Below are 18,573 nucleotides of genomic sequence, written 5' to 3'. Positions count from 1 at the left end.
TCAACGCACCGGCATTGAAAAGGACTGCGATTTGGCGTCAGTATGGGCGCAGAAAAAGGAGCCCCACCATGGACCTGCGCAAGATTTCCGACCATTTCTCCGTCTCTCCACAGATCAGCCCCGAGGATGTGCCGGATATTGCCGGGGCGGGCTTTCGGTCGATCCTGTGCAACCGGCCCGATGGGGAGGAATTTGGCCAGATCGACTGCACCGCGATTGAGGCGGCGGCGCAGGCGGCTGGGCTGGAGTTTCGCAATGTGCCAATCGTGTCGGGGATGCTGCGCGAGACGGATGTGGATGATTTCAAGGCAGCGCTCGCCGGTCTGCCGCAGCCCGTGCTGGCCTATTGTCGGAGCGGGACGCGCTGCACCATGCTTTGGACGATTGCGAAACATGGCGAGGTGGACGAGGCGGAGATCCTGCGCGCAACGGAAGCGGCGGGATATGACATGCGGGGCCTTGTAGCGCAGATGAGCCGGGGCTGAGGCCCTTGCTTTGGGGCGCTGTGATCGAAGGTGTGGGCGTGCTGGCCTTTGAGGGTGCGCGCGCCGCGCCCGCCGAGCGTTTGCCCGAAGGGGCACCGATGCTGGAGGTTGGCGGGATGGGCGGCGGGGTGCCGTGTGCTCTCTGCGGCCCTACGGGCGTGTCTCAGGCCGCCCCATTGGACCGGCTTCCAGCAGCGGTGCGGGTGCAGGTGGTCGGCGCTTTGGACGGTGATGTGCAATGGGACGGGGTTGTCCTCGCAGGTGATCTCCGGCGGCTTTATTGGGTGCATGTCAGCGCCGATGAGATCGTCAGCTTTCAGGGAAGCGTCACACCGGGATTGATGGTGGATCTGAGGGCGGCTGGCATGGATGCGGGCGCTCTGGCCGATACGCTTTCGCGGCCTGAGCGCTTGGCTGCGCAGCTCCACCGGGCGGATTTGGCCGGGGACGTGGCGGCAATCTCCGGGCATTTGATTGGGGCGGAGCTTGCGGCGGCAAAGCCTTATTGGCTCGGCATGGAGGTTCTGAACCTGTGTGGCGCGGATTGGGAGAGCGCGCTCAGTCAGCAGGGTGCTACGGTCAAATCCAAAGACCCCGCCGCGATGACGCAGCGGGGCCTTGTGAGACTGGCCAAGTCCAGCGGTCTCTTAGTTGATGGTTGAGGGCAGGCCTTCGGGCTGTCCGACGACAACAAAGGTAAGCTGATCTGGGTTCAGCAGCTCTGCCGCGACGCGGTTGATCTGCTCCAGCGTGACGGCGTTTACCTTGTCATTGCGTGTGGCGATGTAATCGGTGGGCAGGCCCTCGACCTGCATCCCCACGGCGATATTCGCGATATTGGCGTTGCCATCAAAGCGCAGCGGGTAGGCCCCGGTCATATAGGTCTTGGCATCGGCCAGCTCTTCGGCGCTCACGCCTTCTTTGGCCAGGCGGGTCCACTCGTCCTTGATCACGGAAATCGCCTCGGCCACGCGGTCATTGGCGGAGGCCACACTGCCCATCATCAGTTGCGCGCCCTCCTTATCGGCGAGGAGGGAGTAGACGCCATAGGTCAGCCCGCGTTTCTCACGCACTTCCTGCATCAGGCGGCTCTCGAACCCACCACCGCCCAGAATCTGGTTGAGGATGAACGCGGCGAAGAAATCGGGATCGTCGCGCTCGATGCCGCTTTGGGCGAACATCACCACCGATTGCGGCGTATCATAGGGCACGACCAGAGCACCGCCGGGCAGGTTCACATCCGCCGGGCCGGGCAAGGGTGCGCCGCTTTGGGGCAGGCCTTCGGTGAGCTTGTCGACGAGGGTCATCAAGGTTTCCGCGTCGATGTCACCCACGGCACTGACATAGAGCTGATCACGGGTCATGGCGGCGGCATGGGCGGCCTGAATGTCCTCGCGTGTGAGGGCCGTAACACTCTCCACCGTGCCGTTCTCGGAGCTGCCATAGGGATGCGCGCCGTAGACAAGCTCATTGAACGCGGCGGCGCCGATGGCGCTGGGGTTTTTGAGGTCTGAGGCGATGATCGACAGGATTTGTGCGCGCACGCGGTCGAGCGAGGTGTGATCGAAATTGGGCGTGACGACGCTTTTGCGCAGCAGCGCGATGGCGGCTTCCGCATCCTCACTTAGGAACCGCGCGGAAATGGCGATCCTGTCATCGGTGATGTTATAGCTAAAGTCGGCGGCCAGAGCTTCGGTCGCCTCGGCAAAGGCGCGGCTGTCAAGATCCCCCGCACCCTCCTCCAGAAGGCCCACCATCAGGTTGGTCGCGCCGCGTTTGCCGTCCGCATCAAGGCTTGCCCCGCCACGAAAGCGCAACTCAAGAGCCACGAAAGGGATCGTGGAATCCTCCACAAGCCAGACATTGGTGCCGCCGGGGCTGGTCAGCTCCTGCACGTTGATTTCGGCCCGTGCGGGCAGCGCCGCGAAGGCGATCAGACAGGCGAGTGCGAAGCGGATCATTGGGTCACCTCCGGGGCTTTGAGATAGCCGGTCACTGAGTTTTCATTGGCAAAGACGCGGGCAGCGGCGGCCATGATATCCTCCGCGGTGACCGCCTGAAGTGTGTCGGACCACGCCTGCACATCCGCCACCGTCAGCCCCGAGGTCAGAGCCGCGCCATAGCGGTTGGCAATCCCGCTGACATCGTCGCGGGCATAGGTTTCGCTGGCATAAACCTGTTTCTTGATCCGCTCCAGCTGTGCGGCATCGACGCCGGTCTCCATGAACTCGGCGATGGCGGCGTCCATGGCGGCTTCGGCCTCTTCCAAGGTCACACCGGCTGCTGGCACGACCACCATGTTGAATGTCGTGTCATCCAGCGACAGGCCGCGATACCACGCCTGCGCCTGCACGGCTGTTTGGGTGTCGAATTGCAGCTTCTGGGTCAATACGGATGTGGTGCCACCGCCAAGAATGTCGGCAAGGATGCTGAGGGCTGCGGCCTCTTCCTGCGCGCCGCTGTCACGCTCGGGCGCGAGGTAAGAGCGCATGACGTAAGGCTGTGCCACGCGCGGGTCCTCAAAGACGATCCGGCGCTCGGCCATCTGGCGCGGTTCCTGTGGGCGGGTGCGTTCGGGCAGGTCCGGGTTGGCGGGGATCACGCCATAATATGTCTCTGCCAGTGCGCGCACCTCGTCGGGGCGGACATCGCCCGCAACCACGAGAACGGCGTTATTGGGGGCATAGAAACGGTGGTAGAAATCCTTGGCTTCCTTCAGGCCCAGCCCGAGCATCTCATGCTGCCAGCCGATAATGGGCACGCCGTAGCGATGGTTCAGAAATTGCGCCGCGTTATGTTGTTCACGAAAGAGCGCGCCGGGGCTATTCTCGACACGCTGATTGCGCTCTTCGATGATCACGTCGCGCTCGGTTGCGATGTCCTCGTCGCTGATCTGAAGGTTGACCATACGGTCGCTTTCCATGCGCATCATCAGCTCCAGCCGGTCGGCGGCCACACGCTGAAAATAGGCGGTGTAATCATAGCTGGTGAAGGCGTTGTCGCGCCCGCCATTTTTGGCCACTATGGACGAAAACTCACCCGGCTCCATCGTCTTGGTGCCTTTGAAGAGCAGGTGTTCCAGGTAATGCGCGATGCCTGAGATACCGGGAGGCTCATCCGCCGATCCGGCGCGATACCAGACCATGTGGACCACAACGGGCGCGCGGGTGTCTTCGATCACCACGACCTCCATCCCGTTATCCAGCATGAAGTTTGTCACCTGATCATCCGCATGGGCAGCGGGCGCTAAAAAGGCGAGCGACAAAAGGGCGGTCAGAAAGCTGCGCATGGATATGCTCCTACGTGTATGGCCTGCCGAGTTAGATACGGCGCGTCACGCAGCATTCAAGCGCACTGACAATGATGTGAGCGAAACCGCCTATTCGGGCGGTGGGGCGGCGGGGGTGACGATGCCACGCGCCTGAAGGCGCCGCTGCTCGGTCTGACTGTCCAGCCATTGGCGGCGATATGCGTTGGTGTAGTCGTCATTCGGGCCGATATTGAGAATATTCACGCGGCCCTGACGGCGGCGCACGTCTACATCCTCAGCGGCCAATGTCTGGCGAATATTGTCTGTTACGCCATAACGGCGGGTGTGATTGACCAGCCCACCATCCGACGCGGCGATCCCGGTTCCTGTGACAGCGCGCCCGCCAAGGGCGGCGATCCCTTCGGCCTCGGGGTTGCGATCCACGAGGTTCGCGCCACCTGGCGTAGGGGTTGGCAGGGCGGAGTAGCTTTCAGGGGCTTGCAAAGGCTTGCTGGGCAGCACGGCGAATTCATCCGGGCCGGTGCCCTCGTTTTTGATGCGCGTCAGCTGGACATCACTGCCCTCGCGGGCGCACCCTGCCACTGCCATAAGCGCGACCAATCCAACGATAATGCTTTTGCGGGGCATGTTCATACCAGTCTCCTGCCTGCTCTTGAGGGCATTTTACCGCAAGACAGGGCCAAGGTCACGCGGGCTTTTTGTCCGGGGTGAATATGACCAGCCCAAACGCCCCGATGAAAATGGAAATATCGGCGACATTGAACGCATAAGGGTTGGTAAAGCCGCAACAGGACATGTTGAGAAAATCCGCAACCGCGCCGTACCACACCCGGTCCACCACATTGCCCAGCGCGCCCCCCACCAGAAAGCCTGCGGCGATATTTTGCCAAATCCCGCCCGGTTCGTGCCGTATCCACCAGATCACAGCGCCCGAGATAATCAACGCCACAATGATCAGCACCCAGCGTGTTACGTCCGAATCCGTCGCCAAAAGGCCAAAATTGATCCCGTAATTCCACGCCATGCGCAGGTTGAGATAGGGCGGCCACACATCAATCGCCCGGACCGTGGCCAGGTCGAGCATGTGTATGATGTAATATTTGCTGACCTGATCCACGACGAAGATGATCACGGCGACCCAAGCTAGCGTTCTCATGCGGGCTCCTTTGCGCGCCTTATGCCCCAAAGGGGCGCGTTAGTGCCGAAAGTGGCGCATCCCGGTCAAAACCATCGCAAGGCCCGCCGCGTCGGCGGCCTTGATCACATCATCGTCGCGCATCGACCCGCCGGGATGGATCACCGCCGTGGCCCCCGCTTCCGCCGCTGCCATCAGGCCGTCTGCAAAGGGGAAAAACGCGTCCGACGCCACGACCGATCCCTTGGCGGGCGTCTCAGCAAGGCCCAGCGCTTCGGCCATATCCTCGGCCTTGCGCGCGGCGATCCGGCAGCTGTCGATGCGGCTCATCTGGCCCGCGCCCACGCCCACGGTCGCGCCGTCCTTCACATAAACGATAGCGTTGGACTTCACGTGTTTCGCCACTTTCCACGCAAAAAGCATATCGGCCATCTCTGCAGCACTCGGCTGCCGCTTGGTCACAACCCTTAGGTCATCGGCGCCAATCACGCCGCTGTCCTTGTCTTGCACCAGATACCCGCCCGATATCTGCCGGATTGTCCGCGCCGCCGCCGCCGGGTCCGCCATCGCCCCTGTGGTAAGCAGACGTAGGTTCTTCTTCTTGGCAAAAATACTCATAGCCTCGGCATCTGCCTCAGGCGCAATCACCACTTCTGTGAAAATCTGGCAGATCTCTTCCGCCGTCGCCCCGTCGAGCGGCTGATTGAGCGCGATGATCCCACCAAAGGCCGAGGTCCGGTCACAATCATAGGCGCGTTTATACGCCTCCAAGAGCGTCTCACCGCGTGCGGCCCCGCAGGGGTTGGCGTGTTTGATGATCGCCACTGCTGGGCCATCCTCGGGCGCGAATTCGCTCACAAGCTCGAACGCCGCATCGGTGTCGTTGATGTTGTTATAGCTTAGCTCTTTACCCTGATGCTGCGTCGCCGTGGCCACACCGGGCCGGGCGCTGCCATCGGTGTAGAACGCGGCCGATTGATGCGGGTTCTCGCCATACCGCAGAACCTGCGCCCGCGTACCTGCCACGGCGCGGCGGCGCGGGGCGGGATCGCTCAGCGCGTCTGCCATCCATGTGCTGACGGCTGCGTCATAGGCGGCGGTACGCCCGTAGGCTGCCTGCGCCATCTTCTGGCGGAAGGCATATGTCGTGCCGCCATGCGCGCCCATCTCGGCCAGAAGGGGCGCGTAATCCTCTGTATCCACCACAACCGTGACAAATCCGTGGTTCTTTGCTGCGGCTCGGATCATCGCAGGCCCGCCGATATCGATGTTCTCCACGCATGTGTCATAGTCGGCACCTGCCGCCACGGTCTGCTCAAACGGATAGAGGTTCACGACCAGCAGGTCGATCGCGCCGATCCCGTGTTCCTCCATCGCGGCCATGTGCCCCTGATTGTCGCGCAGCGCCAAAAGCCCGCCATGCACCATTGGGTGCAGCGTCTTCACGCGCCCGTCCATCATCTCGGGGAAGCCTGTGATCTCGGCCACGTCCCGCACCTCAAGCCCCGCCTCGCGGAGCGCCCTTGCACTGCCCCCGGTGCTGAGAAGCTCCACGCCATGCTCTGACAATGCGCGTCCCAGATCAATCAGCCCGGTCTTGTCGGAGACCGACAAAAGGGCGCGGCGGATGGGGGCTGTTTCGGTCATGGGGCAGGTCCTTCGGGTTTAAGCGGCTTTGGTCATGTGTCTTGATCGTTTGGGCCGTCTTGCGCAAGGTCGCGAATGGCAATTGGGGTATCTTGCGCCTTGGCGAGCGACCATCTGACGCGTGTCGCATACTCCATCGCGCGGCCGGTGAGAATGATCTGTTGGCTCGCGCGCGGCTTCAGGCGGGATTTTTCCAGATAAACGCTTGGTTCGAGTTTGATTTGAGCGCGCCCATCGGTGCGAAACACCCAGATCTCGCCCGAGCGCAGGGCGATGGAGACCGCCGCGCCGTTCATGTCGAGTTCTGCATCCGCATCTGGATGCAGGTGGAAATGCACCGCGAATTTGAGGCCCTTGAGCTGCGTGGCATCCAGTGCTGCGTCAAAGCGACGGCGGTGGGCTTGCTCCATTGAGAGCAACATGTCCTCGCCCGCGATGCCGCGCCCGTCGAATGTCATCTCGATGGTGCGCGCATGAACAAGGCCAAAGCGCGCGGCGTAGCCATCATGCCCGCCCTCGAAGCGAAGCCCGTCGGAGGCTTGGCTAAGCTGAATAGGCACGGATTTTGGGCCGTTCACCAGCCATTCCGATTGCGGCCCGTCCGGCCCCAAATGGGCAGAGGATTCGCCTTCAAGCACCAGTGTGGAATGGGATGGTGTGGCGCGGCCCGCGCGCCGCCACTCGACCCCGAACGTGGCGCCCGATCCGCAATTCACGATCAAGGGCCTGCGCCCGGAGGTCAGCTCGAACGCCAATGTGGAGGCATGGGCCCCAGTGCTTGCGGCCCCGGCGGGCGGTGCTGCGGCATCGATGATGAGCGACGAGCGCCCTGCACTCAGCCGCACATAGCCCATTGACAGCCCATCGGGCTGGGCCGTCTTGATACCGCTCGCCGCGAGTGCGGTGTCGAGCCGCCCTTCAAGCCCGCGTCCGCCGCCATGAAAGCGCGCAAGCCCGCCATCAGCGTGGCGCAGGGTGCGCAATGTGGGGGCGATCCGCTCAATCGCGGCGCGGTGCGCGGGGCCGGGCTCCACATCCGCCTCGATGAGTGCCTCGGCAGTCCAAGTGAGCAGGGTAAAGACCTCCAGAAGATCCTCGGGGTTGCGCGTGGGCAGCATTCCGGCCGTGCCGATCTGTTCGTCGCATGCCTGCTCCAACCCTCGCAGGGCGGGGGCGATATGGGCGTCCATCCCCTTCAGCGCGAGGCCCGCATAGATCACGCCCGTGACGGCCTCGAACCTCGGCAGGCCGGGGGCGGCGGCCTGCCAGCGTTTGGCGGCAAAAAGCGTCTGGCTGCCCAGCGAGCGCAGGAACGTCTCGGAGGCGTCGCCCGGCATGCCCGAGAGCATGAAGAGCGCATGATTGATCCAGCGGATCAGGCGCCGACCTGTGAGGTCCGGTGTCCAGCCTGGCCCCCTGCCGCCGCCGTAAAGCGCGATCCATTCCCAGAGCCAGTCCTGCGCGCAGTCTCTCGCTTTGGCGTCCCCTGATGCGGCCAGATCATCAAGCCATGCGAAGCCGTGCAGTTCGGCCTCGAACATCGCGTCGGGCGGTGTGATCTGCCAGAGCGAGGTGCCGGGTGTCTGCACCAGCGATCCTGCGAACATGTAATTGCCCGCGCTCAGCTGTCGCCCACGCGCATAGCTGCCGATCGTGCGCGGTTCGGGGGAGGATACGAACGCGGTCGCAGGGCGCGCACGGGCGGCGCGCCGGGCGTGAAGCCGGTTCAGATACTGCGACCACTGTGTGGCGAGTGTGCCCTGATCTGCCATGTGCCTCTGCCTCATGACGCTCTTGGTCGGCGTCGGTTGCGGGCAATATACGCGGGCTGTGCGGGCAAGTCACCGCAGATTGTCAAAAAGCCGGGCTTGGAGCGGTCAGCCGCGCAGGAGCGCCATGTAGAACCCGTCCATCCCGCCCTCCTTGGGCCAATAATCCGGGCGTAGGCGCAGGCCGCCTTCTTCGGTTTTCCAAGCAGGGTCCACGCCGGGCAGGTCGCAGGCAGAGGCATCCACGCTCAGGCCTTTGTGGCGCAAAAGGGCCTCATCAACCTGACATTCGCCCTCATCAGGCAAAAGCGAGCAGGTGCAAAAGAGAAGCCGTCCGCCCGGTTTCAGCATCCCGAGGGCCGCGTCAATCATCGCCGATTGCAGCGCGATCAGGCTGCTGATTTCGGCCCCATCACGCGCATGGGGCAGGTCCGCATGGCGGCGGATCGTGCCGGTGGCAGAACAGGGCGCATCAAGCAAGATGGCGTCATACTGCCCCATATGGGTAAGCGCATCGGTAACGAGGGTTTGTGCCGTCAGCCCAGTGCGCGCGAGGTTTTCGGTGACGCGCTCCATCCGGGTGTCGGAGATATCAAGTGCCGTGACATCGGCCCCGGCCGCAGCCAGTTGCAGCGTCTTGCCGCCCGGTGCGGCGCAAAGATCAAGCACAGCCTCGCCCGGCTGCACGTTCAGCATCCGGGCAGGCAGGGCGGCGGCGGCGTCCTGCACCCACCAGTCACCGGTCTCAAAACCGGCAAGGGCGCTGACTTGCCCCGCATCGACCAGCCGCACGGAGCCTGTGGGCAAAAGCGTGCCGCCCACTGCGGCAGCCACGGCGGACGCGTCGCCTTTGGCGGTGATATCCAGCGGCGCGCCTGCGAAATGCGCGTTCTCAAACTTGGAGACGGCGCTCATCCCGTAGGCCTCGACCAGTGGCGTGCGCAGCCATTTGGGCATTTGTGGCACGTGGGTCTTGGCCCAATCCGCAGGACCATCGGCTGCCATTTTGCGCAAAACGGCGTTGATCAGACCCTTGAGGGAGGCAAACCGCTTGTTCCCGGCCACAAGGTTTACGGCATCATTGACCACGCCGTGCGCATCCCCGCCCATGCAAAGCTCCACCGTGCCGAGGCGCAGGATGTTGTACACATGCAAGGGGGGTGGTTTGCGCAGGTGACGCTTGAGCAGGTGATCCGCCCGGCCAAGCCCGCGCAGGGTTTGTGTGGCAAGCCGCTGTGCGCGTGCCCGCTCGGGTGCTGGCAGGGCGTCGAGCGCGCCAGAGGCCAAAAGCTCGGACATCAGGCGGTTCTCGCCAAGGATCTGATCCAGAAGATAGACGGCGCTGCGGCGCGCGGAAGGGGCGGGGGCGGAAGAAGAGTGGGTGGACATGAAGGCTCCTTGCCGGACTGCGGGGTCGGGATATATGAAGGGTGAGAATAAAGGAACCCTGCCGATGAGTGATCCCGATACACCCCGCGCCGATCTTCCGCCTGCTGCGCAACGCGCCTTGGCCGAGGCCGAAGCGCGGCGCAAGGCGGCTGGTGAGATGGAAATGCCCAAGGAACTGGGCGGGCGCAAGGGGCCTGAGCCTGTGCGCTATGGCGATTGGGAGAAAAAGGGCATCGCCATAGATTTTTGAGCGGTGCCGCTTACTTCAGCAGGAGATCGGCGAATTGCCCGGTGCCCTTGTCTGAGATAAAGCGGATCGTGTTGCCCTGAATTTTCACCATCTGGCAATTGGCTCCGAGATCACGCGCGCCCCAAAAAAGATCACGGCAGAAATAGCCCGCGTCCCAATTCCAAGCGCCGGTCACATCACGGCCAAACGCCCGCCCGATGATGCGCCCATCCGGCGTCACATCCAGATTGATGCCGAACCGTGTCAGTTTGCGCCCGTCCACGAGGGACACAAAGCTATCTTCTTGCTGCACAGTCGAGAAATCCTGCGCGGCGGCTGGCGTGGAGAACGTAAGCGGCAGGGCGATAACTGCGGCAATGCAAAGAGAAATAAGATGGCGCATGGTCTCGTTTCCATTAACTATATCACAATATATACGGCGGGATGGCCCCGCTGGATCAGTATTATGACTGCCCTTGGAGGATTCAATGAGCGCGTTGCCAGATTTCCGTCTTGAGACACATTTCGCCAAGTGGGAGTTCACCGCGCGCCACCATATGACGGCTTCGGACGCTGAGGCGATGCGGCTGGATGAGTTGCTGGCGATGGCGAGCGCCGAGGACCGTGAGGGGTTCGAGCGCATGTGGCTTGGCTATACCGAGACATGGGGCGCGCCGGATTTGCGGGTTGAGATTGCCGGGACCTATGCAGGACGCAGCGCCGAGGACGTGCTGTGCTTTGCCGGGGCCAGTGAGGGGATTTTTGCGGCCAACACGGTGCTTTTGGAACGCGGCGATCATGCGATTGTCGTCACACCCAACTACCAAAGCCACGAATCGATGCCATTGGCGATTTGCGAGGCGACAGGCGTGCCGTTGGACCCCGAGGACGGCTGGTCGTTGGATATTGACCGGATCAAGGCCGCGATCCGGCCCAACACGAAGCTGGTGACGATCAATTTCCCGCATAACCCCACCGGCGCGATCCTGCCGCTGGAGCGGTATCGCGCGTTGATTGATCTGTGCCGCCATCATGGGATCTGGGTCCTGCATGACGAGATTTTTCACGGGCTGGGGCCTGCTTCGGCGCAACATCTGCCGTTTGTGGCGGACGAATATGAGCGCGGGCTGTCGCTTGGCGTGATGTCCAAGTCCTACGGGCTGCCGGGCCTGCGCGTCGGCTGGATCGCCTGTCAGGACCGGGAGGTTTTGTCGAAGATGGAGCGGCTCAAGCATTACATCTCGATCTGCAATTCGGGGCCAAGCGAGCGTCTGGCGCGGATCGCGCTCAAAGCCCGTGACCGGATCATCGCGCGCAATTGCGCCATCGTGGAGGAGAACCTGCCGAAATGGGATGCGTTCTTCGCGCGCCATGCGGATATCTTTGAATGGACGCGGCCCGACGGGTCCTGCATGGGCTATCCCCGCTATCTGGGTGCGGATGGGGTTGATGATTTCGCGCGCGATATGGTGGAGACGGCGGGCGTTCTGGTCCTGCCCAGCACGATCTATTCCTCGGAGCTTGGAGAGACCCCCACCGACCGGTTCCGCATCGGGTTTGGCCGCAAGGGTCTGGACGAGGGGCTAGCGGCGATGGACGCGTATCTGGGGCGCAACGGCTAGTTACTGCGCGTCTGATTGCGCCCGGATTACGGCTGAGAAATCATCCTGAGGCCTTGCGGTCTGGGCGCGGGGGGTGATGAGGGCTTTGGTGCGGCGCTCGTCTATCGGCATGTCGCCGGGCAGTAGGCCAAGCGCGTCCACATATTCGGGCAAACCGCCTGACAAGACCACGCGCGGATCAAGGGGCAGGTCGGGATTGACCGCTCTGGCGAGGCCGAAGACCACGGTGGTGCAATTGGCGGTCAGCGTGTTGTAAAAGCGCGGCTCTGCCTCAAGGTTCTGGGCGAGGGCCACATAGGCGAGGAAGAAATCGCGCAATTGCGCGGGCGTGAGGTCGGTCGGATAGAGACTGACTTGCTCCTCGCGCTGGGTGGTGCGCAGCTGGACAATGTCGCGCTCGGTCGCGGCGATCAGAACCAGCTCAAACTGGCGGAAAAAGCCGCCGAAAGTGCTATAGACCTCGCCCAGCTCGCGGCGGATTTCGACGGAAAAGACCACGTTGGGCGCATCCTTGAAGCCGAAACTGACCAGAAGATGCGCGATGTTCGGATTGCCCCAGATCGAGGTGATCATATCAACACTTTGAAGCTGGCCTAGATCGTAGGTTTGTGTGATCCAGCGCTCGGTCGCGGTGTCCACGCTGGTCCACTCAAAGTCGCGGATGTTGCGGAGAGTGACCATCTCGCCGTCGCGGTCCGCGCCCACGCCACGCGCCACGTCTGGGGCCCAATCGCGGTCCGCGCTGGGCTGATATGTCTGATACCAGAGCGCCACGGCTATCGCTCCCACGCCCAGTGCCGCCCATCCCAGAAGCGCGCCACGGCGATGCCCGAGCCACGCGAGCACAAGCCCCGCAAAGAGCGCAAGAAGTGCCCCCGCCTGCGCCGTGCCTACCACATGAAAAAGGATCGCCGTCGCAACCCAAAGCCCCCCAACCATGGCCAGAAGGCCAAAGGCTGAGCGGTTCAGCCAACTCAGCATCAGGCGCTCACTGCGCGCCATCCGACAGGCCCAGCACATCGAGCATGTCATATTCGCCCGGATCGCGCCCCTGCCCCCAAAGCGCTGCCTTCAAAGCGCCGCGCGCAAAGACCGACCGATCAGAGGCCACATGGCGCAGGGTGATCCGCTCGCCCGCAGCGGCAAAGAGCACATCATGCTCACCGATGATGTCGCCGCCGCGAATGGCGTGAAAACCGATATCGCCGCGCGTGCGCTTGCCGGTCATCCCGTCGCGCGCACGGTCGGACACCGCGTTCAGGGACACGCCGCGCCCCTCTGCGGCCGCCTCGCCCAGCATCAGGGCGGTGCCGGAGGGGGCATCGACCTTCTGATTGTGGTGCGATTCGATGATCTCGATATCGAAATCCTCGTCCAACGCCGCCGCGACACGCTTGGTGAGCTGCGTCAGCAGGTTGACCCCGAGGCTCATGTTGCCAGCCCGCACGATCACCGCATGACGCGCGGCAGGTTTGAGAGCCATTAGGTCCTCATCCGTCATGCCGGTGGTGCCGATCACATGCACGGCGCGGGCTTGCGCGGCGAGCTTCGCGAATTCCAGCGTTGCTGCCGGTGCGGTGAAATCAATGATCGCTTGCGCCGGGGCAAAGGCCTCCAGCGCATCATCGGTCACGATCACGCCGATCTGCGTGCCGCCCATGGCAACGCCCACGTCCCGGCCCACCCAATCATGGCCCGCACGCTCCACCGCGCCCACGAGACGCGCCTTGTCGCTCTCAAGGATCGTGCGGATGAGCATTTGTCCCATACGCCCCGACGCGCCTGTGACCGTGATACCGGGTGTGCCTGTCATATCCGTCTCTCCCACGTTGCCGGGATGTCTTAGCCTGCGACGCGGCGCTTGGCAAAGGGCGGGCGAGGGCTTAGATGCTCCTGCATGGCAAAGAACAAGTTTCATGACGGCCCCGGACCCTCGCAGCGTCAGCTGCGCGTGGGCGAGCTTATCCGACGATCGCTTTCCGAGGTGCTGGCGAGGGGCGATGTGCATGACCCGGAGCTGAACCGCATGTCGGTGACGGTGGGTGAGGTGCGCACCTCACCGGATCTGAAGATCGCGACAGCCTATGTGCTGCCTTTGGGCGGTGAGGGGCGCGATGAGATCGTGGCCCTTCTGGCGCGTAACAAGGGCGAGTTGCGCCGCATGATCGGCAAGAAGCTGGCGCTGAAATACGCGCCTGACCTGCGGTTCCGTTTGGATACCACGTTTGATCAGATGGACGAGACGCGGCGTCTCTTCAATCAGGATGCGGTGCAACGCGATCTGGACGAGGGTCAAGATGATGGTGACCAAGACAGTAGTGCCCAAAGTGATGCTGACCAAGGTGGTGGCTAGGGCCATGCGTTGGTTTGCGGCCTTACTCATTCCCTTGGCCGGGATGGCGGCGGCGACGGAGCCGTGCCGCGATCTGAGCTTTGACGGGACCAGTTACACCGTTTGCGAGGTCGATACGACCAGGGCCGATCTGAGGCTTTTTCTCAACGATGATGCGGATGAGTTGCTGGGTAGTTTTGCCGCTGTGGACGGGCTTTTGGAGCCTGCGGGTGCCGCGCTTGGCTTTGCGATGAATGCGGGCATGTATCATGCGGACCGCGCGCCTGTCGGGCTTTATATTGAGGATAGTGCCGAGGCGCAGCGCGTCATCACCTCTGAGGGACCCGGCAATTTCGGGCTCTTGCCCAACGGGGTGTTTTGCCTACGGTCGGGGCGCGCCGATGTGATCGAGACGGGGCGTTATGTGGCCGAGGCCCCTGACTGCCGCGACGCCACGCAATCGGGACCAATGTTGGTGATCGACGGCGCGCTGCATCCGCGGTTCTTGGAAGGCAGCGACAGCATGTATATCCGCAACGGCGTGGGCACGAGCGCGGATGGACGCAGCGCCATCTTTGCGATTTCCAACCAGCCGGTGAATTTCCATGCCTTTGGGCGGCTCTTCCGCGATCATCTGGCCTTGCCTCAGGCGCTTTATTTCGACGGCAATATCTCTCGGCTCTATGCGCCTGGGCTTGGGCGGCATGATCGTGGCTTCCCGCTCGGGCCGATTGTGGGGCTCGTGAGCCCTGTGGCCGCACCCGCGATTGATTGACAGGGGTCCGGGGCTGGGCTAGCCCGCATCTCTTATCTGTATAGCAAGGGGTGCGGCATGGCACGCAAACGCAAGGGGCGCGATATTTCCGGATGGCTCGTCGTAGACAAGCCTGCGGGGCTGACCTCCACGGCGGTGGTCAACAAGGTGCGCTGGGCGTTGCAGGCCAAGAAGGCGGGCCATGCGGGCACGCTCGACCCGGATGCAACGGGGGTTCTGGCCATTGCGCTGGGCGAGGCCACGAAGACCGTGCCATTCGTGACGGACGCGCTGAAGGCCTACCGCTTTGCCGTGCAGTTTGGCGCGGCCACAAATACCGACGATGCCGAGGGCGAAGTGATCCAGCGCAGCGATGCGCGCCCCAGCGATGACGACATCAAAGAGGCGCTCAGCGGCTTTGTCGGCGACATCATGCAGGTCCCGCCGCAATTTTCCGCCGTGAAGATCGACGGGGAGCGAGCTTACAAGCGCGCCCGCGACGGCGAGGAGATGGAGATCGCCGCACGGCCCCTCTGGGTTGAGGAACTGCTCTTGGACGAGCGGCCCGATTCCGACAGCGCCGTGCTTGAGATGACCTGCGGCAAGGGTGGCTATGTGCGCAGCGTTGCGCGGGATCTGGGTGCGCAGCTGGGCTGTTATGGCCATGTGACATGGCTGCGGCGGATGTGGTCCGGGCCGTTCGATGTGGAGGACGCGATCACGCTGGCGCAAGTGGAGGCGCTGGCGCAGGACCCCGCGCTTGATGCGCATCTTTTGCCGCTGGAGGTGGGTCTGTCGGACCTGCCAGAGCTGCGCTGCACCCCCGAGGGCGCGGTGAAGCTGCGCAACGGCAATCCCGGCATGGTCTATCCCGGCGATGCGGAATATGGCGATGAGGCTTGGGCATCACATGACGGGCGCGCCGTGGCGGTGGGGATCTACAAATCCGGGGCGCTGCACCCCAGCCGGGTCTTTGCGCTGCCGCAAGGCGGGCCTGCGCCGGACGCCCCCACAGGGCAATGATCGAGCGCACTCATCTCAAGGGTGACGCGCCCTCCACAGCGGTCTATTCCGATTGCGAGCGGTATCGTTATACGCTGACCCGCGTGTGGGAGCCCAGCGGCGAGAAAGCGCTTTTTATCATGCTCAACCCCTCCACCGCGACCGAGGTGCAGAACGACCCTACCGTGGAGCGCTGTGAGCGGCGGGCGCGGACGCTTGGCTTTGGGGGCTTTCGCGTGACCAACATCTTTGCGTGGCGCGACACCGACCCAAAGGGGATGCGCGCTGCCGCCGATCCCGTGGGGCCGGACAATGATGCGGCGCTCCGCGAAAGCTGTGATTGGGCGGATCGAATCATCGCGGCTTGGGGCACCCATGGTGCGCATCGTGGGCGTGGCCCCGAAGTGGCCCGGATGCTTCAGGGTTTGGGCCGTCCGGTTTACCATCTTGGGCTTTCAAAAGACGGGCATCCCAAACATCCGCTCTATATCGCCTATGCGCGGCAGCCCGAGCCTTGGGCGGACCTTCCCACCCTCTGATCATCGCCGCTGCCGGTCCGAGCACGTTAACCATGCTCATAGTGCTGCGTTGACCGATCTGGGCCGCGCGGGCACCTTGAGAACGGGTAAGAGTGGGTTCATGATATGTTACTTCTGGCAGGCCTTATGGGCATGATGGCGCTTGGCGCGTCTGCATTCATCGGGATCGGGGCGGACGATGATGAGGAAACGGATGCCGAGGAAATGGCAACCGGACAAGAGGGTGTTGAAGACGGCGAAAGCACCGGCTCCATTCTGGACCTCATTGGGCCTGGTGCTGATCCCGAACCTGATGCAGGGGGTGAGGCCGAAGGGCCTGAGCAAGAAGACGATGCGGCTGTGGGCAACGACCCCGCCGATACGCTTGACCTATGGCTTGGGGATAAGGGTGTGGCCGAGGCAGAAGATGCAAGCCTGATTGATGCACTGCTCGCGGCGGACGGCCCTGAAGATGATCCCCTTGAAGTCGATGATACTGAGGCCCCGGCCGATCCCGAAGAGACGCCAGATACGGCCAGTGATGAGACCGCCCCGCTGGAAAACATCCTGCTGGGCACCAATGCGGGCGAAGAGATTGTCGGCACCGATGGTGTGGACCTGATCAATGGCGGCGCGGGGGATGATAGCCTGTCCGGCAAAGCGGGTGATGATGAGCTTTACGGCAGGCTGGACCTCGACACGCTTGAGGGCGGTGCAGGCGATGACAGCCTCTGGGGCGGGGGAGATGGCGACTGGATCAATGGCGGTGACGGTGATGACCTCGCCTATGGCGAAAATGGCGACGACACGGTCATGGGCGGTGCGGGCGACGACACGCTGACCGGCAGCATTGGCGATGATCTGGTCTTGGGCGGCGATGGCGATGATGCGGTCAGCGGCTATCTGGGCGATGACAGCCTGCGCGGCGGCCTTGGCGCAGATACGCTTTTTGGCGGCTGGGGCAATGATACGCTTTCGGGTCTTGAGGATGATGACGAGACGGATGGCTGGGACGATATGGACGAGGGCGATTTCCTCAATGGTGGCTCGGGTGATGATGTGATCACCGCTGGCGCGCATGATATCGTGACGCTGGGCGATGGGGCCGATACGGTGATCCTTGGCAATTGGCTTTCTGCCGCGCATCAGGCGCAGGTGTTGGATTTTGACCCGGCGGAGGACAGCCTGCTGATTCTCTTTGACGACAGCCTTGAGGAAGAGCCTGAGGTCGCTCTGGAACCCGATGCCGAGAATGGCTCGATCCAGCATGTCCTGCTCAATGGCACGAGGATTGCCGAGGTGAACACCTCGGAGGGGCTGAATGTTGGGCATCTGACGCTTGTCGGACAGAGCGCGTTGCCGCAGGGCGCGATGCTCTGATCATGGGTGGGGGCTTGGGCGGCGGCGCGGGCGCGCATGGATTTTGCTTTCCTTCGGCAGAAAAACGGGTTACCTGCCCGCATTCTTCCGGGGCTTGCCTTGGATGGATACCTCCACGGACCTTGCTGGACGACATCCCGGCTTGCGCCCCAAACCCTTGACCCAAAGGAGAACCCGATGTCGATTACCGCCGAAGAAAAAGACCGCGTGATGAAAGAGTTTGCAACCAAGGAAGGCGACACAGGTTCGCCCGAAGTTCAGGTTGCTATCCTCACCTCGCGGATCAGCACGCTGACAGAGCACTTCAAGACCCACAAGAAGGACAATCACGGTCGCCGTGGCCTTCTGAAAATGGTCGCACTGCGCCGCAAGCTTCTGGATTACGTCCGGTCCAAAGATGAGGCCCGTTACAAAGACCTTATCACACGTCTGGGTATTCGCCGCTAACGCGCGCGCCTTTCACGACATTTGAGCGCCCGTTCGGTTTCGAGCGGGCGTTTTCTTGTCCGGGGTATCGGCATGCTCCCCTTGCGCATGGATGCGGCGCCATCCATCTTTAGCAGCAACAGGGGGAGGACAGATCATGCACACAGCGACCAAAGTCGTCATCATCACCGAGCGCAGCATCCTTGAGGGGGTCGCTACCATCATTGAGGCGCGCGGCGGCACGGGGTATACTTTCGTGGAGGCGGGCGGCAAAGGCAGCCGTGGCAAGCGCGGTAGCGGGCGCGCGCAGGTGGCGGGCGGCATTTCGCAGAATGTGAAGATCGAGGCCATCGTCGCCAATCATGACGTGGCCGAGGCGATCACCGATGATGTCGTGGCCAAGTATTTTACCAATTACGCCGGTGTCGCCTATGTTGAGACGGTCGAGATCCTGCGCCCGGAGAAGTTCAGCCTGATCTGAGGTCTGGGCCGCAAGGGCCCTTTCCGGCTTTCGCTTTTCTTTCAACGTAATCTGCTGTATGGCCCGGCCATCTGAGACGGTGCGCCCCGACCCCGGCGCACGGAATATGATAATGGGGTCGGCGGCAATGGGG

Annotated in this window: 21 protein-coding genes; 11 read left to right on the top strand and 10 right to left on the bottom strand. The window is 62.9% G+C overall.

Annotated elements, in window-relative coordinates:
* Nucleotides 1-68: 68 nt before the first annotated feature.
* Together KUD11_RS04350 and KUD11_RS04345 are read left to right on the top strand one after the other, a co-directional pair.
* The gene (locus tag KUD11_RS04350; protein ID WP_109386275.1) at nucleotides 69-485 is read left to right on the top strand and encodes a TIGR01244 family sulfur transferase; all 417 of its coding nucleotides are present in this window, start codon (nucleotides 69-71) and stop codon (nucleotides 483-485) included.
* A gap of 5 nt (nucleotides 486-490) precedes the next feature.
* Nucleotides 491-1,147 (top strand): 2-dehydro-3-deoxygalactonokinase, encoded by a 657-nt coding sequence (locus tag KUD11_RS04345; protein ID WP_109386277.1) that lies wholly within the window; start codon nucleotides 491-493, stop codon nucleotides 1,145-1,147.
* On the opposite strand, the gene KUD11_RS04340 is transcribed toward KUD11_RS04345, so the two are convergent.
* The 7 genes from KUD11_RS04340 to KUD11_RS04310 form a co-directional block, all read right to left on the bottom strand.
* Nucleotides 1,133-2,446 (bottom strand): M16 family metallopeptidase, encoded by a 1,314-nt coding sequence (locus tag KUD11_RS04340; RefSeq protein ID WP_109386279.1) that lies wholly within the window; start codon nucleotides 2,444-2,446, stop codon nucleotides 1,133-1,135. The genes KUD11_RS04345 and KUD11_RS04340 overlap by 15 nt on opposite strands.
* The gene (locus KUD11_RS04335; RefSeq protein WP_109386281.1) at nucleotides 2,443-3,774 is read right to left on the bottom strand and encodes a M16 family metallopeptidase; all 1,332 of its coding nucleotides are present in this window, start codon (nucleotides 3,772-3,774) and stop codon (nucleotides 2,443-2,445) included. The genes KUD11_RS04340 and KUD11_RS04335 overlap by 4 nt, the downstream gene beginning before the upstream one ends.
* Before the next feature lie 90 nt (nucleotides 3,775-3,864).
* The gene (locus KUD11_RS04330) at nucleotides 3,865-4,389 is read right to left on the bottom strand and encodes a DUF3035 domain-containing protein (protein WP_109386283.1); all 525 of its coding nucleotides are present in this window, start codon (nucleotides 4,387-4,389) and stop codon (nucleotides 3,865-3,867) included.
* A 52-nt stretch (nucleotides 4,390-4,441) separates the two neighbouring features.
* Nucleotides 4,442-4,912: a signal peptidase II gene (gene lspA / locus KUD11_RS04325; protein WP_109386285.1), complete on the bottom strand. Its 471-nt coding sequence runs from the start codon at nucleotides 4,910-4,912 to the stop codon at nucleotides 4,442-4,444.
* A 39-nt stretch (nucleotides 4,913-4,951) separates the two neighbouring features.
* Nucleotides 4,952-6,538, bottom strand: a complete 1,587-nt coding sequence (purH, locus tag KUD11_RS04320; RefSeq protein ID WP_109386287.1) for a bifunctional phosphoribosylaminoimidazolecarboxamide formyltransferase/IMP cyclohydrolase — start codon at nucleotides 6,536-6,538, stop codon at nucleotides 4,952-4,954.
* 32 nt (nucleotides 6,539-6,570) lie between these two features.
* A complete protein-coding gene (locus tag KUD11_RS04315) occupies nucleotides 6,571-8,310 on the bottom strand; it encodes a heparinase II/III family protein (protein ID WP_109386289.1) in 1,740 nt (579 codons plus the stop codon).
* A gap of 105 nt (nucleotides 8,311-8,415) precedes the next feature.
* Entirely contained in the window at nucleotides 8,416-9,696 is a 1,281-nt protein-coding gene (locus KUD11_RS04310) for an RsmB/NOP family class I SAM-dependent RNA methyltransferase (protein WP_109386291.1), read from the bottom strand.
* 64 nt (nucleotides 9,697-9,760) lie between these two features.
* On the opposite strand from KUD11_RS04310, the gene KUD11_RS04305 reads away from it, so the two are divergent.
* Nucleotides 9,761-9,946: a DUF1674 domain-containing protein gene (locus tag KUD11_RS04305; protein ID WP_109386293.1), complete on the top strand. Its 186-nt coding sequence runs from the start codon at nucleotides 9,761-9,763 to the stop codon at nucleotides 9,944-9,946.
* Nucleotides 9,947-9,956: 10 nt separating this feature from the next.
* On the opposite strand, the gene KUD11_RS04300 is transcribed toward KUD11_RS04305, so the two are convergent.
* Complete coding sequence (locus KUD11_RS04300) at nucleotides 9,957-10,328, bottom strand: dihydrodipicolinate reductase (protein WP_109386295.1); 372 nt, start codon at nucleotides 10,326-10,328, stop codon at nucleotides 9,957-9,959.
* A gap of 85 nt (nucleotides 10,329-10,413) precedes the next feature.
* Here KUD11_RS04300 and KUD11_RS04295 point away from each other — a divergent pair, with 85 nt between their 5' ends.
* The gene (locus tag KUD11_RS04295) at nucleotides 10,414-11,547 is read left to right on the top strand and encodes a pyridoxal phosphate-dependent aminotransferase (protein ID WP_109386297.1); all 1,134 of its coding nucleotides are present in this window, start codon (nucleotides 10,414-10,416) and stop codon (nucleotides 11,545-11,547) included.
* Here the strand turns inward: KUD11_RS04295 and KUD11_RS04290 are convergent, their stop codons facing one another.
* Nucleotides 11,548-12,549 (bottom strand): lipoprotein N-acyltransferase Lnb domain-containing protein, encoded by a 1,002-nt coding sequence (locus tag KUD11_RS04290; protein WP_224380146.1) that lies wholly within the window; start codon nucleotides 12,547-12,549, stop codon nucleotides 11,548-11,550.
* Nucleotides 12,536-13,360, bottom strand: a complete 825-nt coding sequence (gene dapB / locus KUD11_RS04285; RefSeq protein WP_109386299.1) for a 4-hydroxy-tetrahydrodipicolinate reductase — start codon at nucleotides 13,358-13,360, stop codon at nucleotides 12,536-12,538. The genes KUD11_RS04290 and dapB overlap by 14 nt, the downstream gene beginning before the upstream one ends.
* Before the next feature lie 84 nt (nucleotides 13,361-13,444).
* On the opposite strand from dapB, the gene rbfA reads away from it, so the two are divergent.
* The 7 genes from rbfA to KUD11_RS04250 all read left to right on the top strand — a co-directional run bounded on the left by rbfA (nucleotide 13,445) and on the right by KUD11_RS04250 (nucleotide 18,440).
* On the top strand, nucleotides 13,445-13,900 hold the full coding sequence (rbfA, locus tag KUD11_RS04280) for a 30S ribosome-binding factor RbfA (protein WP_109386301.1): 456 nt from the start codon (nucleotides 13,445-13,447) through the stop codon (nucleotides 13,898-13,900).
* 4 nt (nucleotides 13,901-13,904) lie between these two features.
* Nucleotides 13,905-14,654 (top strand): phosphodiester glycosidase family protein, encoded by a 750-nt coding sequence (locus tag KUD11_RS04275; protein WP_109388249.1) that lies wholly within the window; start codon nucleotides 13,905-13,907, stop codon nucleotides 14,652-14,654.
* Between the two features lie 57 nt (nucleotides 14,655-14,711).
* Nucleotides 14,712-15,656, top strand: coding sequence for a tRNA pseudouridine(55) synthase TruB (gene truB, locus KUD11_RS04270; RefSeq protein ID WP_109386303.1), 945 nt, complete (start codon nucleotides 14,712-14,714; stop codon nucleotides 15,654-15,656).
* Nucleotides 15,653-16,174 (top strand): DUF1643 domain-containing protein, encoded by a 522-nt coding sequence (locus KUD11_RS04265; protein ID WP_109386305.1) that lies wholly within the window; start codon nucleotides 15,653-15,655, stop codon nucleotides 16,172-16,174. The genes truB and KUD11_RS04265 overlap by 4 nt, the downstream gene beginning before the upstream one ends.
* A 105-nt stretch (nucleotides 16,175-16,279) precedes the next feature.
* Nucleotides 16,280-17,533, top strand: coding sequence for a calcium-binding protein (locus KUD11_RS04260; protein WP_109386307.1), 1,254 nt, complete (start codon nucleotides 16,280-16,282; stop codon nucleotides 17,531-17,533).
* A 177-nt stretch (nucleotides 17,534-17,710) separates the two neighbouring features.
* Entirely contained in the window at nucleotides 17,711-17,980 is a 270-nt protein-coding gene (gene rpsO, locus KUD11_RS04255; RefSeq protein ID WP_109386309.1) for a 30S ribosomal protein S15, read from the top strand.
* A gap of 136 nt (nucleotides 17,981-18,116) precedes the next feature.
* Nucleotides 18,117-18,440 (top strand): P-II family nitrogen regulator, encoded by a 324-nt coding sequence (locus KUD11_RS04250; protein ID WP_109386311.1) that lies wholly within the window; start codon nucleotides 18,117-18,119, stop codon nucleotides 18,438-18,440.
* Nucleotides 18,441-18,573: the final 133 nt, after the last annotated feature.

Origin of the sequence: Roseovarius carneus (assembly GCF_020141465.1) — a bacterium.
In the GTDB taxonomy this organism is placed as follows: Bacteria; Pseudomonadota; Alphaproteobacteria; order Rhodobacterales; family Rhodobacteraceae; genus Roseovarius; species Roseovarius carneus.
Note: the sequence above shows the minus strand (reverse complement) of the source record. Positions and strands in the feature narration are given on the sequence as shown.

What these genes read in the sequence shown, in the direction of transcription:
- KUD11_RS04350 (WP_109386275.1), top strand. Translation starts at nt 69, where the DNA reads ATGGACCTGCGCAAGATTTCCGACCATTTCTCCGTCTCTCCACAGATC.
- KUD11_RS04340 (WP_109386279.1), bottom strand. Translation starts at nt 2,446, where the DNA reads ATGATCCGCTTCGCACTCGCCTGTCTGATCGCCTTCGCGGCGCTGCCC.
- KUD11_RS04335 (WP_109386281.1), bottom strand. Translation starts at nt 3,774, where the DNA reads ATGCGCAGCTTTCTGACCGCCCTTTTGTCGCTCGCCTTTTTAGCGCCC.
- KUD11_RS04330 (WP_109386283.1), bottom strand. Translation starts at nt 4,389, where the DNA reads ATGAACATGCCCCGCAAAAGCATTATCGTTGGATTGGTCGCGCTTATG.
- lspA (WP_109386285.1), bottom strand. Translation starts at nt 4,912, where the DNA reads ATGAGAACGCTAGCTTGGGTCGCCGTGATCATCTTCGTCGTGGATCAG.
- purH (WP_109386287.1), bottom strand. Translation starts at nt 6,538, where the DNA reads ATGACCGAAACAGCCCCCATCCGCCGCGCCCTTTTGTCGGTCTCCGAC.
- KUD11_RS04315 (WP_109386289.1), bottom strand. Translation starts at nt 8,310, where the DNA reads ATGGCAGATCAGGGCACACTCGCCACACAGTGGTCGCAGTATCTGAAC.
- KUD11_RS04310 (WP_109386291.1), bottom strand. Translation starts at nt 9,696, where the DNA reads ATGTCCACCCACTCTTCTTCCGCCCCCGCCCCTTCCGCGCGCCGCAGC.
- KUD11_RS04305 (WP_109386293.1), top strand. Translation starts at nt 9,761, where the DNA reads ATGAGTGATCCCGATACACCCCGCGCCGATCTTCCGCCTGCTGCGCAA.
- KUD11_RS04300 (WP_109386295.1), bottom strand. Translation starts at nt 10,328, where the DNA reads ATGCGCCATCTTATTTCTCTTTGCATTGCCGCAGTTATCGCCCTGCCG.
- KUD11_RS04295 (WP_109386297.1), top strand. Translation starts at nt 10,414, where the DNA reads ATGAGCGCGTTGCCAGATTTCCGTCTTGAGACACATTTCGCCAAGTGG.
- KUD11_RS04290 (WP_224380146.1), bottom strand. Translation starts at nt 12,549, where the DNA reads ATGGCGCGCAGTGAGCGCCTGATGCTGAGTTGGCTGAACCGCTCAGCC.
- dapB (WP_109386299.1), bottom strand. Translation starts at nt 13,360, where the DNA reads ATGACAGGCACACCCGGTATCACGGTCACAGGCGCGTCGGGGCGTATG.
- rbfA (WP_109386301.1), top strand. Translation starts at nt 13,445, where the DNA reads ATGGCAAAGAACAAGTTTCATGACGGCCCCGGACCCTCGCAGCGTCAG.
- KUD11_RS04275 (WP_109388249.1), top strand. Translation starts at nt 13,905, where the DNA reads ATGCGTTGGTTTGCGGCCTTACTCATTCCCTTGGCCGGGATGGCGGCG.
- truB (WP_109386303.1), top strand. Translation starts at nt 14,712, where the DNA reads ATGGCACGCAAACGCAAGGGGCGCGATATTTCCGGATGGCTCGTCGTA.
- KUD11_RS04265 (WP_109386305.1), top strand. Translation starts at nt 15,653, where the DNA reads ATGATCGAGCGCACTCATCTCAAGGGTGACGCGCCCTCCACAGCGGTC.
- KUD11_RS04260 (WP_109386307.1), top strand. Translation starts at nt 16,280, where the DNA reads ATGTTACTTCTGGCAGGCCTTATGGGCATGATGGCGCTTGGCGCGTCT.
- rpsO (WP_109386309.1), top strand. Translation starts at nt 17,711, where the DNA reads ATGTCGATTACCGCCGAAGAAAAAGACCGCGTGATGAAAGAGTTTGCA.
- KUD11_RS04250 (WP_109386311.1), top strand. Translation starts at nt 18,117, where the DNA reads ATGCACACAGCGACCAAAGTCGTCATCATCACCGAGCGCAGCATCCTT.